The 17,208-nt window shown below is 48.9% G+C and carries 10 protein-coding genes; 4 read left to right on the plus strand and 6 right to left on the minus strand.

What is annotated here, in order from left to right; genetic code table 11:
- Nucleotides 1-6: 6 nt before the first annotated feature.
- The 5 genes from AC506A_RS13105 to AC506A_RS13125 all read right to left on the minus strand — a co-directional run bounded on the left by AC506A_RS13105 (nucleotide 7) and on the right by AC506A_RS13125 (nucleotide 12,813).
- Nucleotides 7-981 carry an ABC transporter permease gene (locus AC506A_RS13105; RefSeq protein WP_495461434.1) on the minus strand — a complete coding sequence of 325 codons (975 nt, stop codon included), beginning with the start codon at nucleotides 979-981 and terminating at the stop codon, nucleotides 7-9.
- A gap of 246 nt (nucleotides 982-1,227) precedes the next feature.
- A complete protein-coding gene (locus tag AC506A_RS13110) occupies nucleotides 1,228-3,426 on the minus strand; it encodes a helix-turn-helix domain-containing protein (protein ID WP_495461435.1) in 2,199 nt (732 codons plus the stop codon).
- A gap of 480 nt (nucleotides 3,427-3,906) precedes the next feature.
- On the minus strand, nucleotides 3,907-4,080 hold the full coding sequence (locus tag AC506A_RS13115) for a hypothetical protein (RefSeq protein ID WP_495461436.1): 174 nt from the start codon (nucleotides 4,078-4,080) through the stop codon (nucleotides 3,907-3,909).
- Nucleotides 4,064-5,188: a hypothetical protein gene (locus tag AC506A_RS13120; RefSeq protein WP_495461437.1), complete on the minus strand. Its 1,125-nt coding sequence runs from the start codon at nucleotides 5,186-5,188 to the stop codon at nucleotides 4,064-4,066. Before AC506A_RS13120 ends, AC506A_RS13115 begins: the two co-directional genes overlap by 17 nt.
- A gap of 119 nt (nucleotides 5,189-5,307) precedes the next feature.
- Nucleotides 5,308-12,813: an immunoglobulin-like domain-containing protein gene (locus AC506A_RS13125; protein WP_495461438.1), complete on the minus strand. Its 7,506-nt coding sequence runs from the start codon at nucleotides 12,811-12,813 to the stop codon at nucleotides 5,308-5,310.
- Nucleotides 12,814-13,208: 395 nt separating this feature from the next.
- Between AC506A_RS13125 and AC506A_RS13130 the strand changes: the two genes are divergently transcribed.
- The 3 genes from AC506A_RS13130 to AC506A_RS13140 are packed head-to-tail and all read left to right on the plus strand — an operon-like array spanning nucleotide 13,209 to nucleotide 15,134.
- A complete protein-coding gene (locus AC506A_RS13130; RefSeq protein WP_495461439.1) occupies nucleotides 13,209-13,418 on the plus strand; it encodes a hypothetical protein in 210 nt (69 codons plus the stop codon).
- A complete protein-coding gene (locus tag AC506A_RS13135; protein WP_495461440.1) occupies nucleotides 13,408-14,673 on the plus strand; it encodes a DNA polymerase IV in 1,266 nt (421 codons plus the stop codon). The genes AC506A_RS13130 and AC506A_RS13135 overlap by 11 nt, the downstream gene beginning before the upstream one ends.
- The gene (locus AC506A_RS13140; protein WP_495461441.1) at nucleotides 14,670-15,134 is read left to right on the plus strand and encodes a YhjD family protein; all 465 of its coding nucleotides are present in this window, start codon (nucleotides 14,670-14,672) and stop codon (nucleotides 15,132-15,134) included. Before AC506A_RS13135 ends, AC506A_RS13140 begins: the two co-directional genes overlap by 4 nt.
- Nucleotides 15,135-15,340: 206 nt before the next feature.
- Here AC506A_RS13140 and AC506A_RS13145 read toward each other — a convergent pair whose 3' ends face one another.
- Nucleotides 15,341-16,330 carry an SDR family NAD(P)-dependent oxidoreductase gene (locus AC506A_RS13145; RefSeq protein ID WP_495461442.1) on the minus strand — a complete coding sequence of 330 codons (990 nt, stop codon included), beginning with the start codon at nucleotides 16,328-16,330 and terminating at the stop codon, nucleotides 15,341-15,343.
- Nucleotides 16,331-16,434: 104 nt separating this feature from the next.
- On the opposite strand from AC506A_RS13145, the gene AC506A_RS13150 reads away from it, so the two are divergent.
- Complete coding sequence (locus AC506A_RS13150; RefSeq protein WP_495461443.1) at nucleotides 16,435-16,986, plus strand: TetR/AcrR family transcriptional regulator; 552 nt, start codon at nucleotides 16,435-16,437, stop codon at nucleotides 16,984-16,986.
- The last annotated feature ends 222 nt before the right edge of the window (nucleotides 16,987-17,208 follow it).

A 17,208-nucleotide genomic window follows, 5' to 3' on the forward strand; every position in this document is an offset into this window, starting at 1 on the left:
CGCCTCCTACCATAAACTGCTGTCTGATATGCGTCTTGCGAAATAGTTGACGCTTAGCAGCAGAATGAGATTGATGACCGAATTGAATAAATCGACGGCGGCTGAGAAACTGAAGTTCGCGCCAAGCAAACCAATCTTATACACGTAGGTCGAGATAACCTCCGAGGTGCTCGTATTAAGCGGGTTTTGCATTAAGTAAATTTTCTCAAAGCCCACGTTCATGATCTGCCCGACATTCAGTATGAGCAAAATGATCGCCGCAGGCATGATGCCGGGTATATCGATATGCCATACCTTCTGGATACGCGAAGCTCCATCCACTCGGGCCGCTTCGTACAAATCGGTATTAATGCCGGCTAAAGCCGCCAAATAAATAACCGCGCCGTATCCGATGCCCTGCCACACGTTCGACCATACGAAGATACTGCTGAAGTAGCTGGGGATACCCATGAAGTTCATGGCTTCCATGCCAAAAACACTCAGAAAATGATCGATAAAACCGAGTCTGGGCGACAGGAACAGAATGATCATGGAAACCATGACAATCGTCGAGATGAAATACGGCGCGAACGTCACCATTTGCACGATTCGTTTGAAACGCATGCTTCGCACCTCATTTAGTGCAAGGGCCAATATAATCGGCGCGGGAAACCCGATCAGCAGCGAGTAAATGCTGATCACAAGCGTGTTCTTGATCAGCAACCAGAAGTTCGGCGATTTGAAGAAGGTGTTGAAATTCGTTAAGCCGACCCATTCGCTTCCGAGAAAGCCTCGTACCGGGCTGAAATCCCGAAAGGCGATTTGAGCACCGTACATGGGGATATATTTGAAAATAAACAAATATGCGAGCGGCAGCAGAACAAGCAGATAGAGCTGCCAATGCCGCTTCACACGTTTGCCCCGATCCCTCAGCAGGAGCGAGGTGCCGCTGACACGAACTTCCGATTTCTTCCTTTCGATGACCCCTGTCGATGAAGGCATGTTGTCTCATCACATCCCCTATTGAAGTGTTGGCCTTGATTGCTTTTTACGATATAGGACGCAAGGCAAGGCCCGCAACAACCACTAATCCACCTGATGTTCATTTTTCCAAAGCCGCGCCGTTACTGGCTTTCCGCCCTTGATCGCTCAACTTTCCGCAAGCGCTCAACTTTCCGATTTCAGCCTATGAACAACAATAGAGGCCGCCCACGAGCAATGCTTCTGCTCGAGAGCGGCCTCTATCGTTTACATCGCATGGCGCTTACGGAAATCGACTGGTGATATGCCTTCCACTTTACGAAAGACTCGCCGGAACGTTGCCGCATTCAAGTAACCGACGTGCTCGCCGACTTCCTGAATGGAATCCCGCTCCTCGAGCAGCCGTTTCTTCGCTTCGGCAATGCGCAGCTGGGACAAGTAATCGAGGAAGTTCTCGCCGAACTCTTCTTTAAAGAGCTGGCTGATATATTTGGCGCTGATACCGAATTTATCTCCGAGGTATTCGAGCGATAAATCCGGATTGGCGTAGTGTTGTCCGATGTAAACTCGGATGTTTTGCAGAAGCTGATGATGCAGACGACCGGTGTACATTTGCCCCATCTTGTCAGCGAAAGATTGCAGCGTCACGCTGAACAGGCTTTGCAGCTCGTCAAGCGTATCGAACTCGTCTATGATTTGGCGCAAGGACACCGCGGACTCGGACATCCAAACCTCATAATAATCCTTCGAAGCTTGAGAGAGTTGAAGATCCATATGTGCGACAAAATAGCGGCAAAGCTCGTCGATCTCACTCTTGGGCAGACAGCAGCATCGCATGCCGCTAAACATGGCGTCGAAACTTTCCCTCCAGCTCTCTTCGTGCAGGCGAAATTGCTGGATTAATCGATGAATCGCCTGCAAATGTTTGTTGGTTTCTTTCGCCGTCGCTCCCTGCTGCGTTTCGCTGTAGTAGATGACCCGATTGTGACCAAGCGCAGCCTTGAACGTCAGTGCCTCCAGTGCTTGTTTATTGGAAGCTCCCGCCCCTTCAGCGGCCGCCTCCCCAAGACCGATGGTCACCGAGAAGGCTAGATGCTGATGAATCCACGTGGTTATATGCTCGCAGATCGACTCTGCCTTTTCGTTAGAAGTGTCCGGAATGAACAGAATGCCTGTCATTTGCAGCGGAGTTGTCCACTCCAGCCAGATCGGAATATCATGCTGGGTGTATAATTCATGGGCCGCACTGCTAATGACGAATTTGAACAGAGATTGGTCGCGGCTTTTATATTGATTGAACACTTGCTCCGGATGATCAATTTCAATAACGAATACCCGCTGCTTATCATGCTGCGGCAGCGCGGACAGATCACCGGCTTCCGCCTGCGTGCCTCGCTCAACCTGCAGCAGCTCCCTGAAGGTGGCTTTCTGCTTTCGGGCAGCCGATGCTTCGGCTTCTTTGCGAAACAGTTTGGTCTGCTCGGCAAAGTTGTTAATCGCCGTCTCGATGAACGTAAACTCATCCACCGCGAGCCTTCCGAGCGTCGGCTTCCCTGATCCGAATTGATCCTGAATGCGGAAGACGAGCTCTTCGATCGGCTTATAGCTTTTGCGCGTGATGTACACAATTGAGACGCTGCCAGCCAGGAAAATGATCAATCCCAGTACGAGCCAAATGCTCGAGAGGTTCGACATGACGGACACGATTTTCCCGTTCACGATGCCGCTCTCAACCGTCCAGCCGGAATACGGCGATGTCAGGCTTGCCAGTACCTTCCCGGTTTCGAGCGCCTCATCCTTCTTAAACAGCGGCTCCCCATCGTGATCGTACAACTGGACGAACGCTTGCTTCGGATCGTACATCTCTTTGATAATGTTCCGCAGCGATGCGGCACTGACATTTACGACAACAAGCCCATCCGCGCCGCTGCCGACGGAGACCTTGTGTACGAGACTGATGACATTCTTGGGCTTCTGGGCGACCAGCTCACGATAAGGCCGAATCGAACTCCAAGCTGAGGAATTACTCTCCTTGCTGTACCGCTGGCTGCGAATAAAGGCGATGTCTTCAAATTCGTTCAACTTGGTTGTCACCCCGCTGAAGACGATGCCGTCCTTATATCGGACCAAATAATAGGAGTCGATGATCGACATTTCGTGCTGTAATTGCAGCATCCGATTCACAACCTGATAGTTCAGAAATATGTTGTCGCTGCCGTTCTCCAGGAAGAAATCGTTCAGCAGCTTGCTGGATACCAGCTCGCGGATCATCATCGTATCCAGCGTCTTTAAGCTGACATCAACGGTTTGGAGCAGCTGACCTGCGAACACTTTACTGGATTCTTTGGTATTGCGATTACTCTGCTCGACGAGCGTCTGGAAGAAAACGAAGAAGAGAAAGGAGAACATGATGAAGAATATCGGGAGGTAGGACCATATCATCTTTCGCAGCCATGTACGGGTCAAAGTACCATCATTCCTTTATAAGGAAGTTTGCACGCATTCATAGGGAATCCCTTAATGTAACCGCATTCATACATTACTTCTCATTATACCGATAGGCGTATTCATCGTCTATGTTGTGAGTGGAAGGAAACTAACTTAATTTCCAAATTATTGATGGCACAATATTCTATTCCATAACAAAGTCCTGACAATCCACCAATGGACCATCAGGACTTTCTACGATCACCGGAATGGTGATTTTATGATTCTACTTCGTTTTCCGTCTTAATTTCTCGAGTACGGCCTCTCGATTAGCCCGGCGATTATCCAATATTTCTTCTTGGGTTCGGTCTTTGACAGGAACGGGCTTCGGACAAAATGGCACAATCTTCTTTTTACTCATACTATTCACCCTTCATGAGAGAATAGTAGCTAGTGTTGCCAAGGAAACCGTCTATTAAACAGAAAAAGCCTCTTGGTATCTACCAATAGGCTTTAAGATTATCGGGTTAATTGATACAGACGTTCGATGGTTTGCTCTGTCGTGGAAGTCAGCTGACCGATTCGCTTCAGCAGCTGTTCACGCTGTTCACGGCGCTTCTGGATGATCGTTTGTTGAGAAACATCCTTTACCACTCGAATAGGACCAGCAACAACATTATTGGGCTCCGGCATCCAAGTCAACCTCCTTCTGAGTAAGCATTCGTTTCTGAATCGTGAGACAAAACGCATGGATAACTCTACGAATCTGTCTTGACTCTATAATATCATTATCCAAAATCAGAGACAAGGCACGCTCATCATCATCATCAAAGTGAAAACACCACACCCACGTTTCCTCTTCCAGCATGTCCATGCGAAATGCAACGACATGCCTTCCCGGATACGGATTATTGGAGTAGGCTTGTCCCATCTGATCTCTAGCTGCGGCTACAGCAGCAACGTCATGGTCGCTATCCAAATCAAGGTCTCTTTTCTTACCCGTGGTTCCCTTGTCCATTATCAGTTTAAGCGTATTTCCTTCCATGCGGTACAAAGAAAAGCCGGATACGAAATCCAGATCGGTAAATGCGAGCGCGTCATTCACGTAGCGATATTGATTCTCCGTTACGGCCTTAAGAACCTTAGTCAACGTGTAAACCGCGCTATCAGACTCTACCAAATCATCTTTCAGCGTAGCGATTGCCGCTTCCTGCTCGGTAATCGTAGACTTTAACTCAGCAATGCTGGTTTGCATAAAGTCATGCTGACTCTGGGAGTAAGCTACGACATAAGCGACGCTGGAGGGATCTTGATCATTCTGGCTGAATACGGCATTGACAAGCGTATATAAGCCATCGAAGGTAAAGTCGTCTTTCTTAACAAAAGGAGCCCAAACCAGTTCATACTCCCGTGGACGCTTTGCTTTGAATGCTTCCACATGAAACTCCGGTTGTCCGATTGATGCCATCTTATTGATATAGGCTTGGACGAGCAAATAGTAGATGACGAAAATAAGCACCAAGGCTCCGGTCAAACCGATCCAGAGCGGCCACTGCGCGTAGTTCCCAGCTGTAATTCCAGCCGCTATAGGTCCGATTATGGGCAGCGTGGTCCAGGAGAGGCCTTTGACAAGTTTAGCGTGCTTGAAATAACCGCTAACCGTTGTCATCGGCCCTTTCCAAGCTTTGCCGCGCCAGTTCTCCCCGTTTTGGTTTCTCATTGCTTTAATGATCGGGTCAATATCGCCCTTAATCCCGCTTAGGTAGCTATGATAATTGGTCTGAATCGATTTGATTACCATTCCGGATGAATCACCTCAATTCATGATACAACAATCATGCGAAACAAGCATATACCTCAAAAGAAGAAGCCAGGGAGCGCCCCTGGCTTCTTCTCTACATTCCGTTGCCTTAGATTGGTTTAACTCAGGCTCGGGCTCGGCTTTGGAGACACAATATAGATTTCACGGATTTGCGTGTTTCCTTTTGTGTCGACATAGACTTTATATTCGCCTACTTCATACGTACCTTTCGAGTTATTTGCGATAGAGAACGTTTTTTGGATGTCAATAAACGAACCGTCGGAATATTTTTCCCTAACCATGATAATCAAGTTATTTCGATTACCTTTGAGTTTTTCTACGTAAGCCGTTGGCGTCGCGCTGATAACAGTGGCGGGAGGCGCAATTAATGCCATTAACTCTGACTTGACTCTGCCGTCTGCCATAATAGTAACAAAGTTGTGAGCCATAGCGATATCGGCAGCTGATCCAGACTCGAGAGCCTCTGAAACGGCAGCCGTTGCCGATGCTTCCAGCCTTTCATTGTAGTCGCCATCGCTTAACAGAAATAAATCCGTAAATATCTCTGAGTTCTTTAATTGTCCGCTTGCAACTTCGAATGTGCCTCTGGAGCCGTCGGATTCATCCGAGCCGTCGGATTCATTGAACATGATCGATACTCCGATTCTTCCGTCCGCGAGCTCCGATGCAGGATTACGATAGAGCGTATTAAACGGAATTTTTAAATCGTAAATCGTCGTTTTAGTCTCTTCGTCTCGCGTAATCTTTGCGACGATATCCGTAATCGGAGCAGTCGGCGCATTGCCGCCTGAAGGACGAGTCCAAACCCATTGGATCACTTCGTTATCATTGCTCAGCGTGAATCCCAATTCATTCCGCGTAGTGCTGTCGGTTACAGGATTGCGTAAATCAACGCCTAGCTGCAAATTATCCTCTCTCCATATATTCCCGCCCGTCTGGCTATTGAAGTGCACGTCGTCCGTAACGACAATGTACGCGTATAAATTGTCGCCGTCCCATGCGAAACGCGATTCTGCGCCGAGATCTTGCGGACCATCCCACGTTCCCGCCGTTACATAATCTTTGGTGTCCATTACGAATGCCGGAGTCGCGGCGCTCTTGGCCGGATTTTCCGCATTGGCGGAGCTTGCCTTTTCAGCGTAAGCCGCATCGAATTTCACCGTATAGGCGTATTCGTTTCCGTCTTCGAGTTGAAGCTTGAACGTGATCAGACCTGCAACATACAACGGTAAATCTACGGTTACGGATTCGCCTGCCGCAAGGGCGTTGAATGGGATAGGAGTGAATTCTTCGGCATAAGCAGCCGGGGAAACCATCGTCAATGTCCCAGGCGCGGAGGCTTTCCCTCTGACATTATACTTGAAGTTGAATTGTTTCTGATCTCCGTTTTGGATGAAGTTAAACACAAACGGTTCCGCCAATAAATCCGAGCCGTAAATGCCATACGGGTTGTCGGCTGGGGTGCTGTTTCTCAAACCGGATGCGTAATAATTGTTGCTAAGTTCTATCGACGTGCCTCCGTCTCGCAGCATGGCATACACATTATTATTCTGACCGTCCTTTGACGGCTGGAAGTAAGAGGAGTATACTTTCGCTTTTCCGCCGTGGACGTCTATACCCGGATTGTTACCGGGCAGCTGAGTGAAGTTTGCTTGCTGGAAACGAACGATACCGTTATTGACTACCGCGCCTGCGATGCTCGGGCTTCCCCAGAACGCGCTGTTGTACAGAACAAGTTCAGCGTCGGGGTGAATTTTTGCGGTGTTAGGTTCCTCGCCCATTCTGACATACGCTCTGTCCGGCTCCGTCGCGATGTTCGTATTAACCAATTCCGAGTTGATCGCGATGATTTTGGTGTGTTCGTCCGCGTCTTCCACATACAAAGAATACGCGCAGCCATCCGAGCCGTGACCGATCATCGTCAATTTTCCAGGGTACGCATATTCGCCGTTCCCCAAGTCTCTCTTCAGGAAGTGTACGCCGTAAACCGAACCGTAAACGAAATTGTTGAAAATCGTCTCGTCTTCCACGTCGGAAAACTTGAGCGCGCTGAGGTATCTTTGCACGAATCCGTACACATCGCCGGAAGGCGCCGTATAGCCTTGACCTCCCGGAAGTCTCAATGCGTAATGCGGATTGAGTTGCATATTTCTGATGAATCCGCCTTCCGAGCCTCCTCCGACCCAGATGCCCGCTCTCAAGAGCGTACCGCCTAAATAATCTACATAGTGACCGTCGGTACGATAGGAAGCCAGGTCTATGCCTTTATCCCCGATCGGGATCGTTAAGTTGATGGCATATACGCCTGTGCCTTGTCCTTGTACCAAGAACGGCGTTTTAATCGTTTGATCAGGATTGTTGAGGTTGACGCTGGTGATATTCGCTTGCGTAATGTTAAGTCCTCTGAGACCTGCGTTAACCATAAGCTGAATAAGAGAAGCTCCGTTTTCTCCCTCATCGCCGCCTGTGTAAGTAGTGAATATCGCCGTGCCGCCGCCTTGCGTATGGTGTTGTACGTCCCATGTTCCTCTGACTTCTACGCCTTCTGGAACGATTACGGGATTATCCAGTCTATATCTTCCGCCTGGTAAATAGACCGTGCCGCCTCCGTGATGAGCTTTAATATAGTCAAGAGCACCCTGCAGTTTTGCGGATATGTCCACGGTCGGCGCGTTGCCTGTTAACGAGCGCGGGAGGTCAAGTCTAAGCACTGCGTTCGATGCCGGTCTCGGATGTACGTCAATATCTGTTTTTATGTCTTTCGGAATAGGTTCAAACAGATAATCAACGTCTTTAACGATTTGAACCGTAGTGTTATTGCCGTCAGCCTTAACGTCAAGATTAAGGTCGCTGATGTGATCGGCAAGGTTAGCGCTCTCGATGTTAAGGTTATAACCGGAGTTCACCGATTTGAACGATCCGAAGTTTGCTCCGAGATGTGCATGTTTGTCCGCCTGTTTGAAGTTGCTCTGACTGACCAAGGCGTTGCCTCGATTAAGGAAGTTCAGCGCGTAATCGTCATATTCGTCGAATGAACTATCCTCGAAGGAGATCACTCCGCCTCTGGCGTTGCTTACAATCGGACCCTTGAATGCAACTCCGTTGAATTGAACGGAAGTGTCGAAACGCTCGTTGAAGTAGGCTGCGGTGTCGCCTCCGAATTCCGAACTCGAGATCAGCAGCCCGAAACCGTTAACGCTGTCAATATAGATGCCTGTTTGACAGTCTTCTGTCGTTACCCCGTAGAACTGCGCGTTCGGAGATTCGTTGCCGCCTGGTTCTCTTCCGACCCACATCCCCGTCTTATACCCAGAAACGCGCAGACCGGATAAATATTCCCAGTCCGAGCGATGCATCATAAATCCGGTAGCGTTCTCTCTTGTATAGGCTTTCACATTCGCAAGATCCGGTGCGCCGACAAGTCCTGAATTCGCCCAGTATTTCGGGTCGATGTCGACGTTCTCGATACGCCCGATGTCCGTACAGGTGTGAATGACGATGCCCTTGTAGAGAGCCGTTATATTGCTGTTCAGCACATAATGCATTTCGCTGGGCAGGGAGATGAATCCTCCCCAAGAGTTGACGAGTGTCACGTTATCCAGCGTCACGCTGTTTCCGGTTCTTTGATAGAACGTCCACGGATACGGAATGCCATGAATCGTCTCCGTTTCCCCTGTCTTCTGACCGTCATCGCCTCTCACTTCGACTACGGTTGCAGCAGTAAGATCCTGTTCGGGGTACCAGACTGAAAGGTTCGTTACGCCTGTGCCTTGCTCCATGTCGATAAATCTATCGGACACGTTGGCTACCTTTTTCCCGCCTGTTTGATTTTCACGCTCGTCGGAATCCACATACGTGTCATAATTGGCGGTACCCCTGCCGGCATATACCGCGAGTATGGTTCCGTCGATTTTACCGTCGTAATGATCCGCATCCGGATTATCCCATTCGCCGCGGAGCTGTACGCCCGCCCGCAAATTCAAAACTTGTTTATATTCGTAGGTCGTATTGCCGTTCGCGCTTTGAACGCTAACCGTGCCGGTCGTTTCCGTACGGAACGCATAGGTTCCCGCCGGAATATAGACTACGCCGCCGCCGTCATTATATGCCGCGTCGATCGCCGCTTGGAAGGCCTCTCGGTTATCGACGTTCACTAAGTGTTCCGCTCCTGCCATTGCTTCTGTTTTCGCACCGAAAGCTAGGACGTTATAGTCCGATATCGCCCAATCTTTTGCATCGTGTTCCTGCGCGATTGCCGTTCTCATGTAGCTTGCATAATCGTATCTTTCCGGAACCGTCAACACGAACGATTTAGTCTGGGATACGGGAGCGGCTGCCGGGCCTCTTGTAACCGTCGCCTTGAGCGTTACGGTACCGCCGCCGTCCGGACGGTTCGTCGGGATCGCGCCTGCAGCGGTTATGCGAGTAGCGTCGGACGTCGTCCATGTAATATCCGTCATATTCTCGCCCATCGACGGAAGAACGAGGTTCGTCGACACATTAGTCTGATCAGCATTCACGCCTTTGATAGAATCCCATGTCAGTTTGTTGATCATAAGACTTACTGCATTCTCATCGGTACCGATACCCGTTCCGCGAACGACGATAGTAAAGGTTTTAACAACCGGTGCTGCCGTACCTTTGCTTATTGTCGCCGTGAGGGTTACGGCTTCATTGTTCTCTTGACGTGCTACCGCGCCGGTGTTGCTGCTAATTACCGTGTTATTCGTGGATGTCCATACAATGTTCGTTCTCGTCGAACCCGCCGCAGCAAGTGTCAAATCCGTTTCAACCAGATCTTGTCTCGTATTTGTACCCTTGATCGCATCCCAATTGAGCGCGTCCGAAGCAAGTTGTACCGCTTCTGCGTCCGTTGGCGGAATTTCGGTTATTCGTATGCTCTGAATGATTGCTCCCGCCGTAGCGAAACGAAGGTGCGCGCCTTGATTTTGCGCGCCTGTTGCAAAGTTTGCTCCGTTAAGCACAACCTTGGAAGTGACCCAAGCGCTGCCGCTTCCAGTCGCCGGAATGCTGGCCGATCTATAGGCATCAAATCCGGAGAAACTGCCAGGATAGATGGTGTTATAGTGCAAAGAAATACCGCCGGTTGCGCTCGGTCTCCAGTAGGTGACCGCTAGTTCGACCTTGTTTACCTGCTCAAGTCGATCGTCGTCTACAATAACGTAAATAAAGTCGCCAACCTTTACGGCGTCTACAGCGCTTTGAGTTACTCTATCCACCGCTACACTGTCTCCCTCGAGGCTGATGCCTATGCCATTGCCTTGAAGCTTGTTGCCCGATTGAACAAATGAGCCGGAGTCGTTGAAGTCAATGAACACTTCGGCAAGCTCGTTAGCCGTGCTGGCTACTGTCAAAGCCAAAGGTACCTGAACAGGCGTTGCGCTACCTTTGCTTATTCTCGCCGTAAGGGTTACGGCTTTGTCTTCTTCAGGGTCGCGGGTGACGTTGCCCGTTGCGGTATCTATGATACCTTCCGGATCTGCCGACCATGCGATAACCGTATCGTTCGCCCCCGTTGTCGGTAGCGTTAACGCCGTTCTTACGCCGGATTGATTCGCATTCGCATTCTTGATCGTGTCCCATGCCAGATGAGCCGCCGCGTCCGTTACTGCTTGATTGTCGTCAATATGCTCCACTTTAACTCTAGTATGTGTTCCTGCGAATGGATACTGCGTACTTTGAGCCGTGCGTGCGAACGTATAATAGGTGTTGCCTGTTGGTTTTGCAATTGTTGCAGAATATACGCCTGCATGAAGCGTACCCGTCATCCAATCGCCTTCTGCAGGAGCGCTGCCGGTGGTGTTGATAGCGAACTGCACAGCCTGGCCGTTAGTCGGCGCAGACGACGATAACGTAACGCTGTCGGCTGTCTCAACAGCTGCGGGAATCGGTTTCGGCGAATCCAGGGTGCTCTGGAAGCGCGGGTTCTTTATATAGATATCGCCTTGGGGCACAGATGGCCATTGCATTTGCAATCTCCCGGCATCTACCGTGTCCAGATTAACGGGATTGAAACCATTCGAAGAATTTGCCGCCGATAATTGCGCAGATACCGTAATCCATCCGTTAACAGGTCCATTTCTCATTTCGCTAACGTTAAGGTTAAGACGCGAATTGGTGTCAAGATTGTTGCCGCCAGCCGCTATGGCGAGCCAGTTATTCCCATTAAAATTCAATAGGTCCGCATGAGTAACATACATATCAAACACAAAATACTGATTCGCGTAACCTAATAAATCCTGATTGCCGCTGCTAGTAATAAAGCGGGCATCCCAAATCCGTTCAGCGCCTGCGCCGATTCTTCCAGCGCCCAGCTTAAACGCGTTATTTCCGTCCGGCGCAACTGCATTCGCTCCCTCATTTGTATTAGGGAAATACGTCGCAGTCCGAGCGTTGACCGCCGCCGGCACAGCTTTCACCGTCACAGTTATCGCTTTCGCAGCACTTACGGCACCCTTGGTTATTGTCGCCGTGAGCACTACGGTTTTGTCTACTCCTCTATTAGATAAACGATCTACGATTCCGGTGTTGCTTATTGCCGCATTGTCCGAAGACCATGCTACGTTCGTCGTTCCTATTGCTGTCGAGAGACTGAGTGGAGATTTCACATCGCTATCCAGCGTATTACTGCCTTTAATCGTATCCCATGTCAGGGACGACGCCACTGTATCTACCAATGTTTGTTCGTCAATGGTCGTTACGGTGGTTCTTGTTGATGCGCCGATGAAGTTGTAACTGCTGTCTGCTTTCGTGCGCGCGAATACATAATAGGTGTCTGCTGAAGGTAATGTGGCAAATTGATAAGTATAAACGTTACCGTTGTTAATTCCATCCACCCATCCGGATGCGGGAGCGTTCCCGTCTTCGCTTATTGCAAATTCCACGGCTTGCCCGCTAGCCGGTGCGTTCGCAGTTACTGTTCGAGTTGCTGCGTCAAATGTGGGAACCGATGACGGTGAAAGCGGAACGCCTAACGTACTTTTCTGGAAACGCGGGTTTTTAATGAAAACGGGGGTGCTAGGGACGCTGGTATCCCATTGCAGATGCATGGCCAGTCTGGTTACTTTGTCTAGCCAAGCGTCATTGAAATTCCCGGCTACGGTGCTTGTCGACGATAACTTCGTATAGACCGTCGCCCATGTGCCCACCGCTGCACTTGTGACCCCGCTTATATTCAGTTGAAGGCGAGAATCGGTATTAAACTTGTCCCCAGAGGGGTTACTGTCGCTTACGATGACGAGCCAATTATTTCCTTGCATATTTTTAAAGCTCACATTGGGAATGTACATCTCGAAAACGAAGTAGCCGTCTCTATAAGCTGATAAATCCTTTAGAGGCGCCACGCTCGGCGTGAATAGGTTATCCCAAGGACCACCGCCCTTAGAGGTTCCGGTGTTTAAACTCCACGCTGTCTGTCCGTCCGGCGCATTGGTTGCTGTCGCCGTATTACCATCTACACCTGCATTTACGGTCAAAAGCTGTACGGCATCTCCCCATGCCGCACTGACTGACTTAGGTGGAGAAAGCAAAGAAAGCAGCATCGCTGTCACAAGCAAATAGGCTAATAACCGTCTTTTTATCATTCTAAAATTTCCTCCCTATCTAATGTAGTTTAGGTGTGGCCTGACAACACTTTTCCCTTTTCGCTCGCTACCGCATCACCTCTACGATTCCATATGTCCAATCTTGTAAAGCGCATTCGTCAACAATCGACAATATGTTAGCGCTTTCACGAAAACGTGCAAAAAAACGTATTGCTACTTTGTGGACTAGTCTTATCATACGAGTGTTGAAATAGAGTTTCTATGAGGTAATCTTCTCCTTACGAGGGCATTATTGTCCTTGATGAAAACAGACTATGAATTTGTGAAATCGTAAATCGCATTTGTAAAATTCTCCATTATCGTTCACCCATTGCATAACGAACGCATATTCGTATATATTATAAGAACAAATGTTCGTAATCGAGGTGACATTAATGCCAACTACAACACTCCGTAAGTATGTCGGCAAGACTGTCGTAATTATATACGAAGCCAAAGACGGAGCAATAACGAAACGCAGCATCTATATCAAGTCAGTCGATGAGATTTATGTGCGAGCCACTTGCCTGAAATCTAATGCTCCGCGGATGTTTAAACTTGAAAGCATCTTAGCCATGGACCCGGTGATCCGACATGCGGGGTAAAGATCGCGTAATCATGCTCGCGGATTGTCAAAGCTTCTATGCCAGTGTGGAGAAGGCAACGCACACGCAATATGCAGATAAGCCCGTCGTGGTTGCGGCAGACCCTGATCGGCGCAGCGGTATCGTCCTGGCTGCATGTCCCATCGCTAAGGCTCAAGGTGTGTCTACGGCTATGCGTTTAGGTGAGGCCGTTAACAAGTGTCCTCAAGTCGTTGTCATACGTCCTCGGATGCAGATGTATATCACGGTTTCGCTTCTCATTTCGCAGATTTATAAAGAATTCACTGACTTGGTCGAACCCTTCAGCATTGACGAGCAATTTATCGATATCACAGGTTCGATGAACTTGTTTGGCTCACCACTTGAGATTGCCCATCAAATGCAGACCAGCGTGCTTCTCTCTACCGGCGTATGGACCCGCGTAGGCATTGGCCCGACCAAGATACTTGCTAAGATGGCAACGGATAATTTCGCCAAGAAGCATCCTGACGGCATCTTCACGTTATCGAACGACAATATCAGCTCCGATTTATGGCCGCTGACCATAGATAGAATGTTCATGGTTGCCGGTAGAATGACGACTCACTTTGCTCGAATGGGTATCTATACGATCGGCGATCTCGCCAAGCTTGAGCTGCATGAAATCAAGCAGCGCATGCGCATCCGAATGGGGAAACAAAGCGACATTAAAGCAACCTACTACTGGCAGACAGCAAGAGGCATAGATCCAAGTCCTGTAGTTACGAAAGCCTTTGGCACGCCAAAGTCAGTCACCAGAGGTCGAGCGCTGCCTTGGAAGAGGTATCAGTCTTTAGAGGACATCGAGCCTTTGCTGCTGGAGCTGGTCATCGAGGTATGCCGAACGAGCCGGCATTATAACTATCAAGGTCGAACCATTACAGTCAGTGCAGGTACGACGAACGGCGTTTCTTCCAGCGGTTTCAGCCGTCAAACTACATTGGACGATCCGAGCTGTTTAGAACATCAGATTATTAAGACCGCACATAGCTTGTTCATGAAGTACTGGGACGGCAATCCACTGACGCATCTTGCCGTTGATCTGTCACAGTTAAGCGACAACAGCGTTTACCAACTCGATTTATTTGAGGACTTGCCGCGCCAACACAACCTGGCAGCAGCAAAGGACATGATCAAAGACCGCTACGGCGAGGCTGCTATATTAAGCGCCTCTTCATTACTTGAAACAGGTCAGGCGCGCGAGCGAGCTCAGAAGATTGGAGGGCACTACAAATGAGCAAGTTTCTGTCTGGAAATGGGCGCTGGGAAACGAAGTTTGTATCACCGGAACACCGAGAACAGTACAATGAGCAGACTAGTACGAATAAAACACCGGCGCAGCAATTATCTCAAGAAACCTTGAAGCTTGTCCGAGAGTCTGTCCTGCTGCCCATCTTAATGAGTGTCATCGAGAAGAACCGTCAAGAAATCGAGCGTACGAAACATTCCCTCAAAGGCTTATACATGGCTTCAGCAAATGCATTACTGGATGTGATCCATGCGGATTTGGTCACAGTGAGGAGAGAATTACGAGAGCATAAGATCAAAGTCATTGAGGAAGATCGTATCGATGATGCCATGCATTATAGATTTATTTGTCGTGGCTATGAACATAAGTTTTCATTGATGAGATTTGTGGTTCTCTCCGAGATCAATGCCAGATTGGGCAAGTATATTGAACGCTTGTTTAAAAAATAAATGTACGCTATCAATCAAAAATCGGCCTCAGTCCAATGAAATTCAGGACTAAGGCCGATTTATTATTTACAAAAATACTTCGGAAGACTCGTCATTGACCTGGCAAGGTTGTTCTCGAATTGTAACGCAGAAGCGTCATGCCGGCTTTGGTTTCATCTTTAGTATTCTCTTCGTCTTTCTAAGTTATAAATAATTCCTAAGATAAATTAATCACGACTGTTAGGAATCATCCCGTGTGGAATGTGCAGGAGTTCCTCGCTGATTGTCCAAAGCTTCTCAGCCGACACCGGATCAATGGCAAACGGACGGACTCCATGATGGAGTTGGCTGTCTGCCGGTACAACCTCTGCAATATCGCCATCCTCACAATAGACGCCTCCTTTGCCGTTCAGCATTGGACTGACTGCGCACCATACGGCTGTGGCGGCGCCTTGCTCGGCGGTTTTGAAGCCTCCTGAGGATGTATATGTGCCGTCTTCGTTCCGTCTCACACCCCAAGCAGCCAACTCCTCATTGCTCATGTTTCGGGATAAACCCGACAGAATGGCGCCGGGATGAACCGCAAATGCACGCACTCCGTGCTCACGGCCTCGTTTATCCAGCTCAATAGCAAACAACGAGCATGCGATCTTCGATTCGCCGTAGGACACAAACTTGTTGTACGGCCTCTTGGTGGAATGCAGATCGTCGAAATCGATCGGTCCAGTCATATGGCCAACGGACGAATAAGAGACAACGCGAGCGTTCCCAGATTGTTTCAGCGCTTCCCATAAGCCCACAGTTAGTTGAAAATGTCCAAGCGAATTCGTAGCGAAATGGGTATCGAAACCACGGTCGTCATGAATCATTGTAGGAAAGCAAACACCTGCGTTTAGAATCAGAAGATCGAGCGCACGATCGGAACTACGGAATACCGAGATGAACTCGTCTATTGAGGAGGGATTCGCAAGATCGAGCTTGATGACCTCGACATTATTCAAAGGAGCAAGAACTTCATGTGCTTTATTCACATCACGGGCACCGACTATGACAGTGGCACCTGCATTTGCAAGCGCACGCGTTGTTTCCAAACCGATGCCTCCATGTCCGCCTGTTACAATTGCCACCTTTCCGCTGAGGTCATGTCCAGCCAGCACCTCTAGAGCGGTCGTTTCGGGACCGAATCCCGAATGTAACGGTTTTTGTTCAGTCGTCATATGTTGTTTGCTCCTTTAAAAGTGTATTAGACAATAATCATAAAATGTCTATGTGTCTATACTACACAATTGGACAAATCATGTAAAATGTATAAAATGGAAATATGGACGACAAAAAGAAGCTGCATATTGTTGTGACGGCGTTAGAGGTATTCTTTAAGTACGGCTACAAGCGGGTATCGATGAACGAAATTGCGGAGGCAGCGGGCATTTCACGCGCAGGTCTCTATTTATACTTCAAGAACAAGGAGGAAATGTTTAACGCCGCGATTGTTTACCACGGCGACCTCCTCATAGAGGAGATCAAGGAAGGGTTGTCTACTCATTCAACGACGGAAGAAAAAATATTATTCGCCATTGATGTATGGGCGGTCCGTAATTTTGACGATTCATTGCACTCGCCTGAACATAAGGAAATAACGGACAGCTCTTACCAGTTCGCAAGGCAGGCGCTTGACACAAGCTATGGGAAATTAGAAACCATATTGGCCGCCTTGCTGGAGAAGAACGTTACCACTTCAAGAAGTATTACTCCTGCGAGATTGGCGCATCTTCTAATAAGTGCATTACGCGGCTTTAAAACGGTTGCTAAGAGCTCGGATGAGCTTCGCCTAATGATTCAGGACTTGCTCCGAATCGTCATCCAATTCGATTAAGCAACTCTCCTCGTACGCCTCATCTTGCATGCCGCGAAAATCTAACGAACCGTAGAGGCCTTATTGGGCTGAATTTCTGGGCTTCGAAAATCTAACGAACCGTAGAGGCCTTATTGGGGGATAATTGGCTCCCACAACCTCAAAAACCGTCAAATAGAGCCCCTACGGTTCGTTAGAATTTTTTCGGGGCTAATAATGGGCAAATAAGCGCCGTACGGTTCG

The sequence above is a fragment of the Paenibacillus sp. N22P23 genome (genome assembly GCF_059383735.1).

Coding starts and splice junctions, on each gene's coding strand:
- AC506A_RS13105 (WP_495461434.1), bottom strand. CDS start 981: ATGCCTTCATCGACAGGGGTCATCGAAAGGAAGAAATCGGAAGTTCGT.
- AC506A_RS13130 (WP_495461439.1), top strand. CDS start 13,209: ATGCCAACTACAACACTCCGTAAGTATGTCGGCAAGACTGTCGTAATT.
- AC506A_RS13115 (WP_495461436.1), bottom strand. CDS start 4,080: ATGCCGGAGCCCAATAATGTTGTTGCTGGTCCTATTCGAGTGGTAAAG.
- AC506A_RS13120 (WP_495461437.1), bottom strand. CDS start 5,188: ATGGTAATCAAATCGATTCAGACCAATTATCATAGCTACCTAAGCGGG.
- AC506A_RS13125 (WP_495461438.1), bottom strand. CDS start 12,813: ATGATAAAAAGACGGTTATTAGCCTATTTGCTTGTGACAGCGATGCTG.
- AC506A_RS13150 (WP_495461443.1), top strand. CDS start 16,435: ATGGACGACAAAAAGAAGCTGCATATTGTTGTGACGGCGTTAGAGGTA.
- AC506A_RS13140 (WP_495461441.1), top strand. CDS start 14,670: ATGAGCAAGTTTCTGTCTGGAAATGGGCGCTGGGAAACGAAGTTTGTA.
- AC506A_RS13145 (WP_495461442.1), bottom strand. CDS start 16,330: ATGACGACTGAACAAAAACCGTTACATTCGGGATTCGGTCCCGAAACG.
- AC506A_RS13135 (WP_495461440.1), top strand. CDS start 13,408: ATGCGGGGTAAAGATCGCGTAATCATGCTCGCGGATTGTCAAAGCTTC.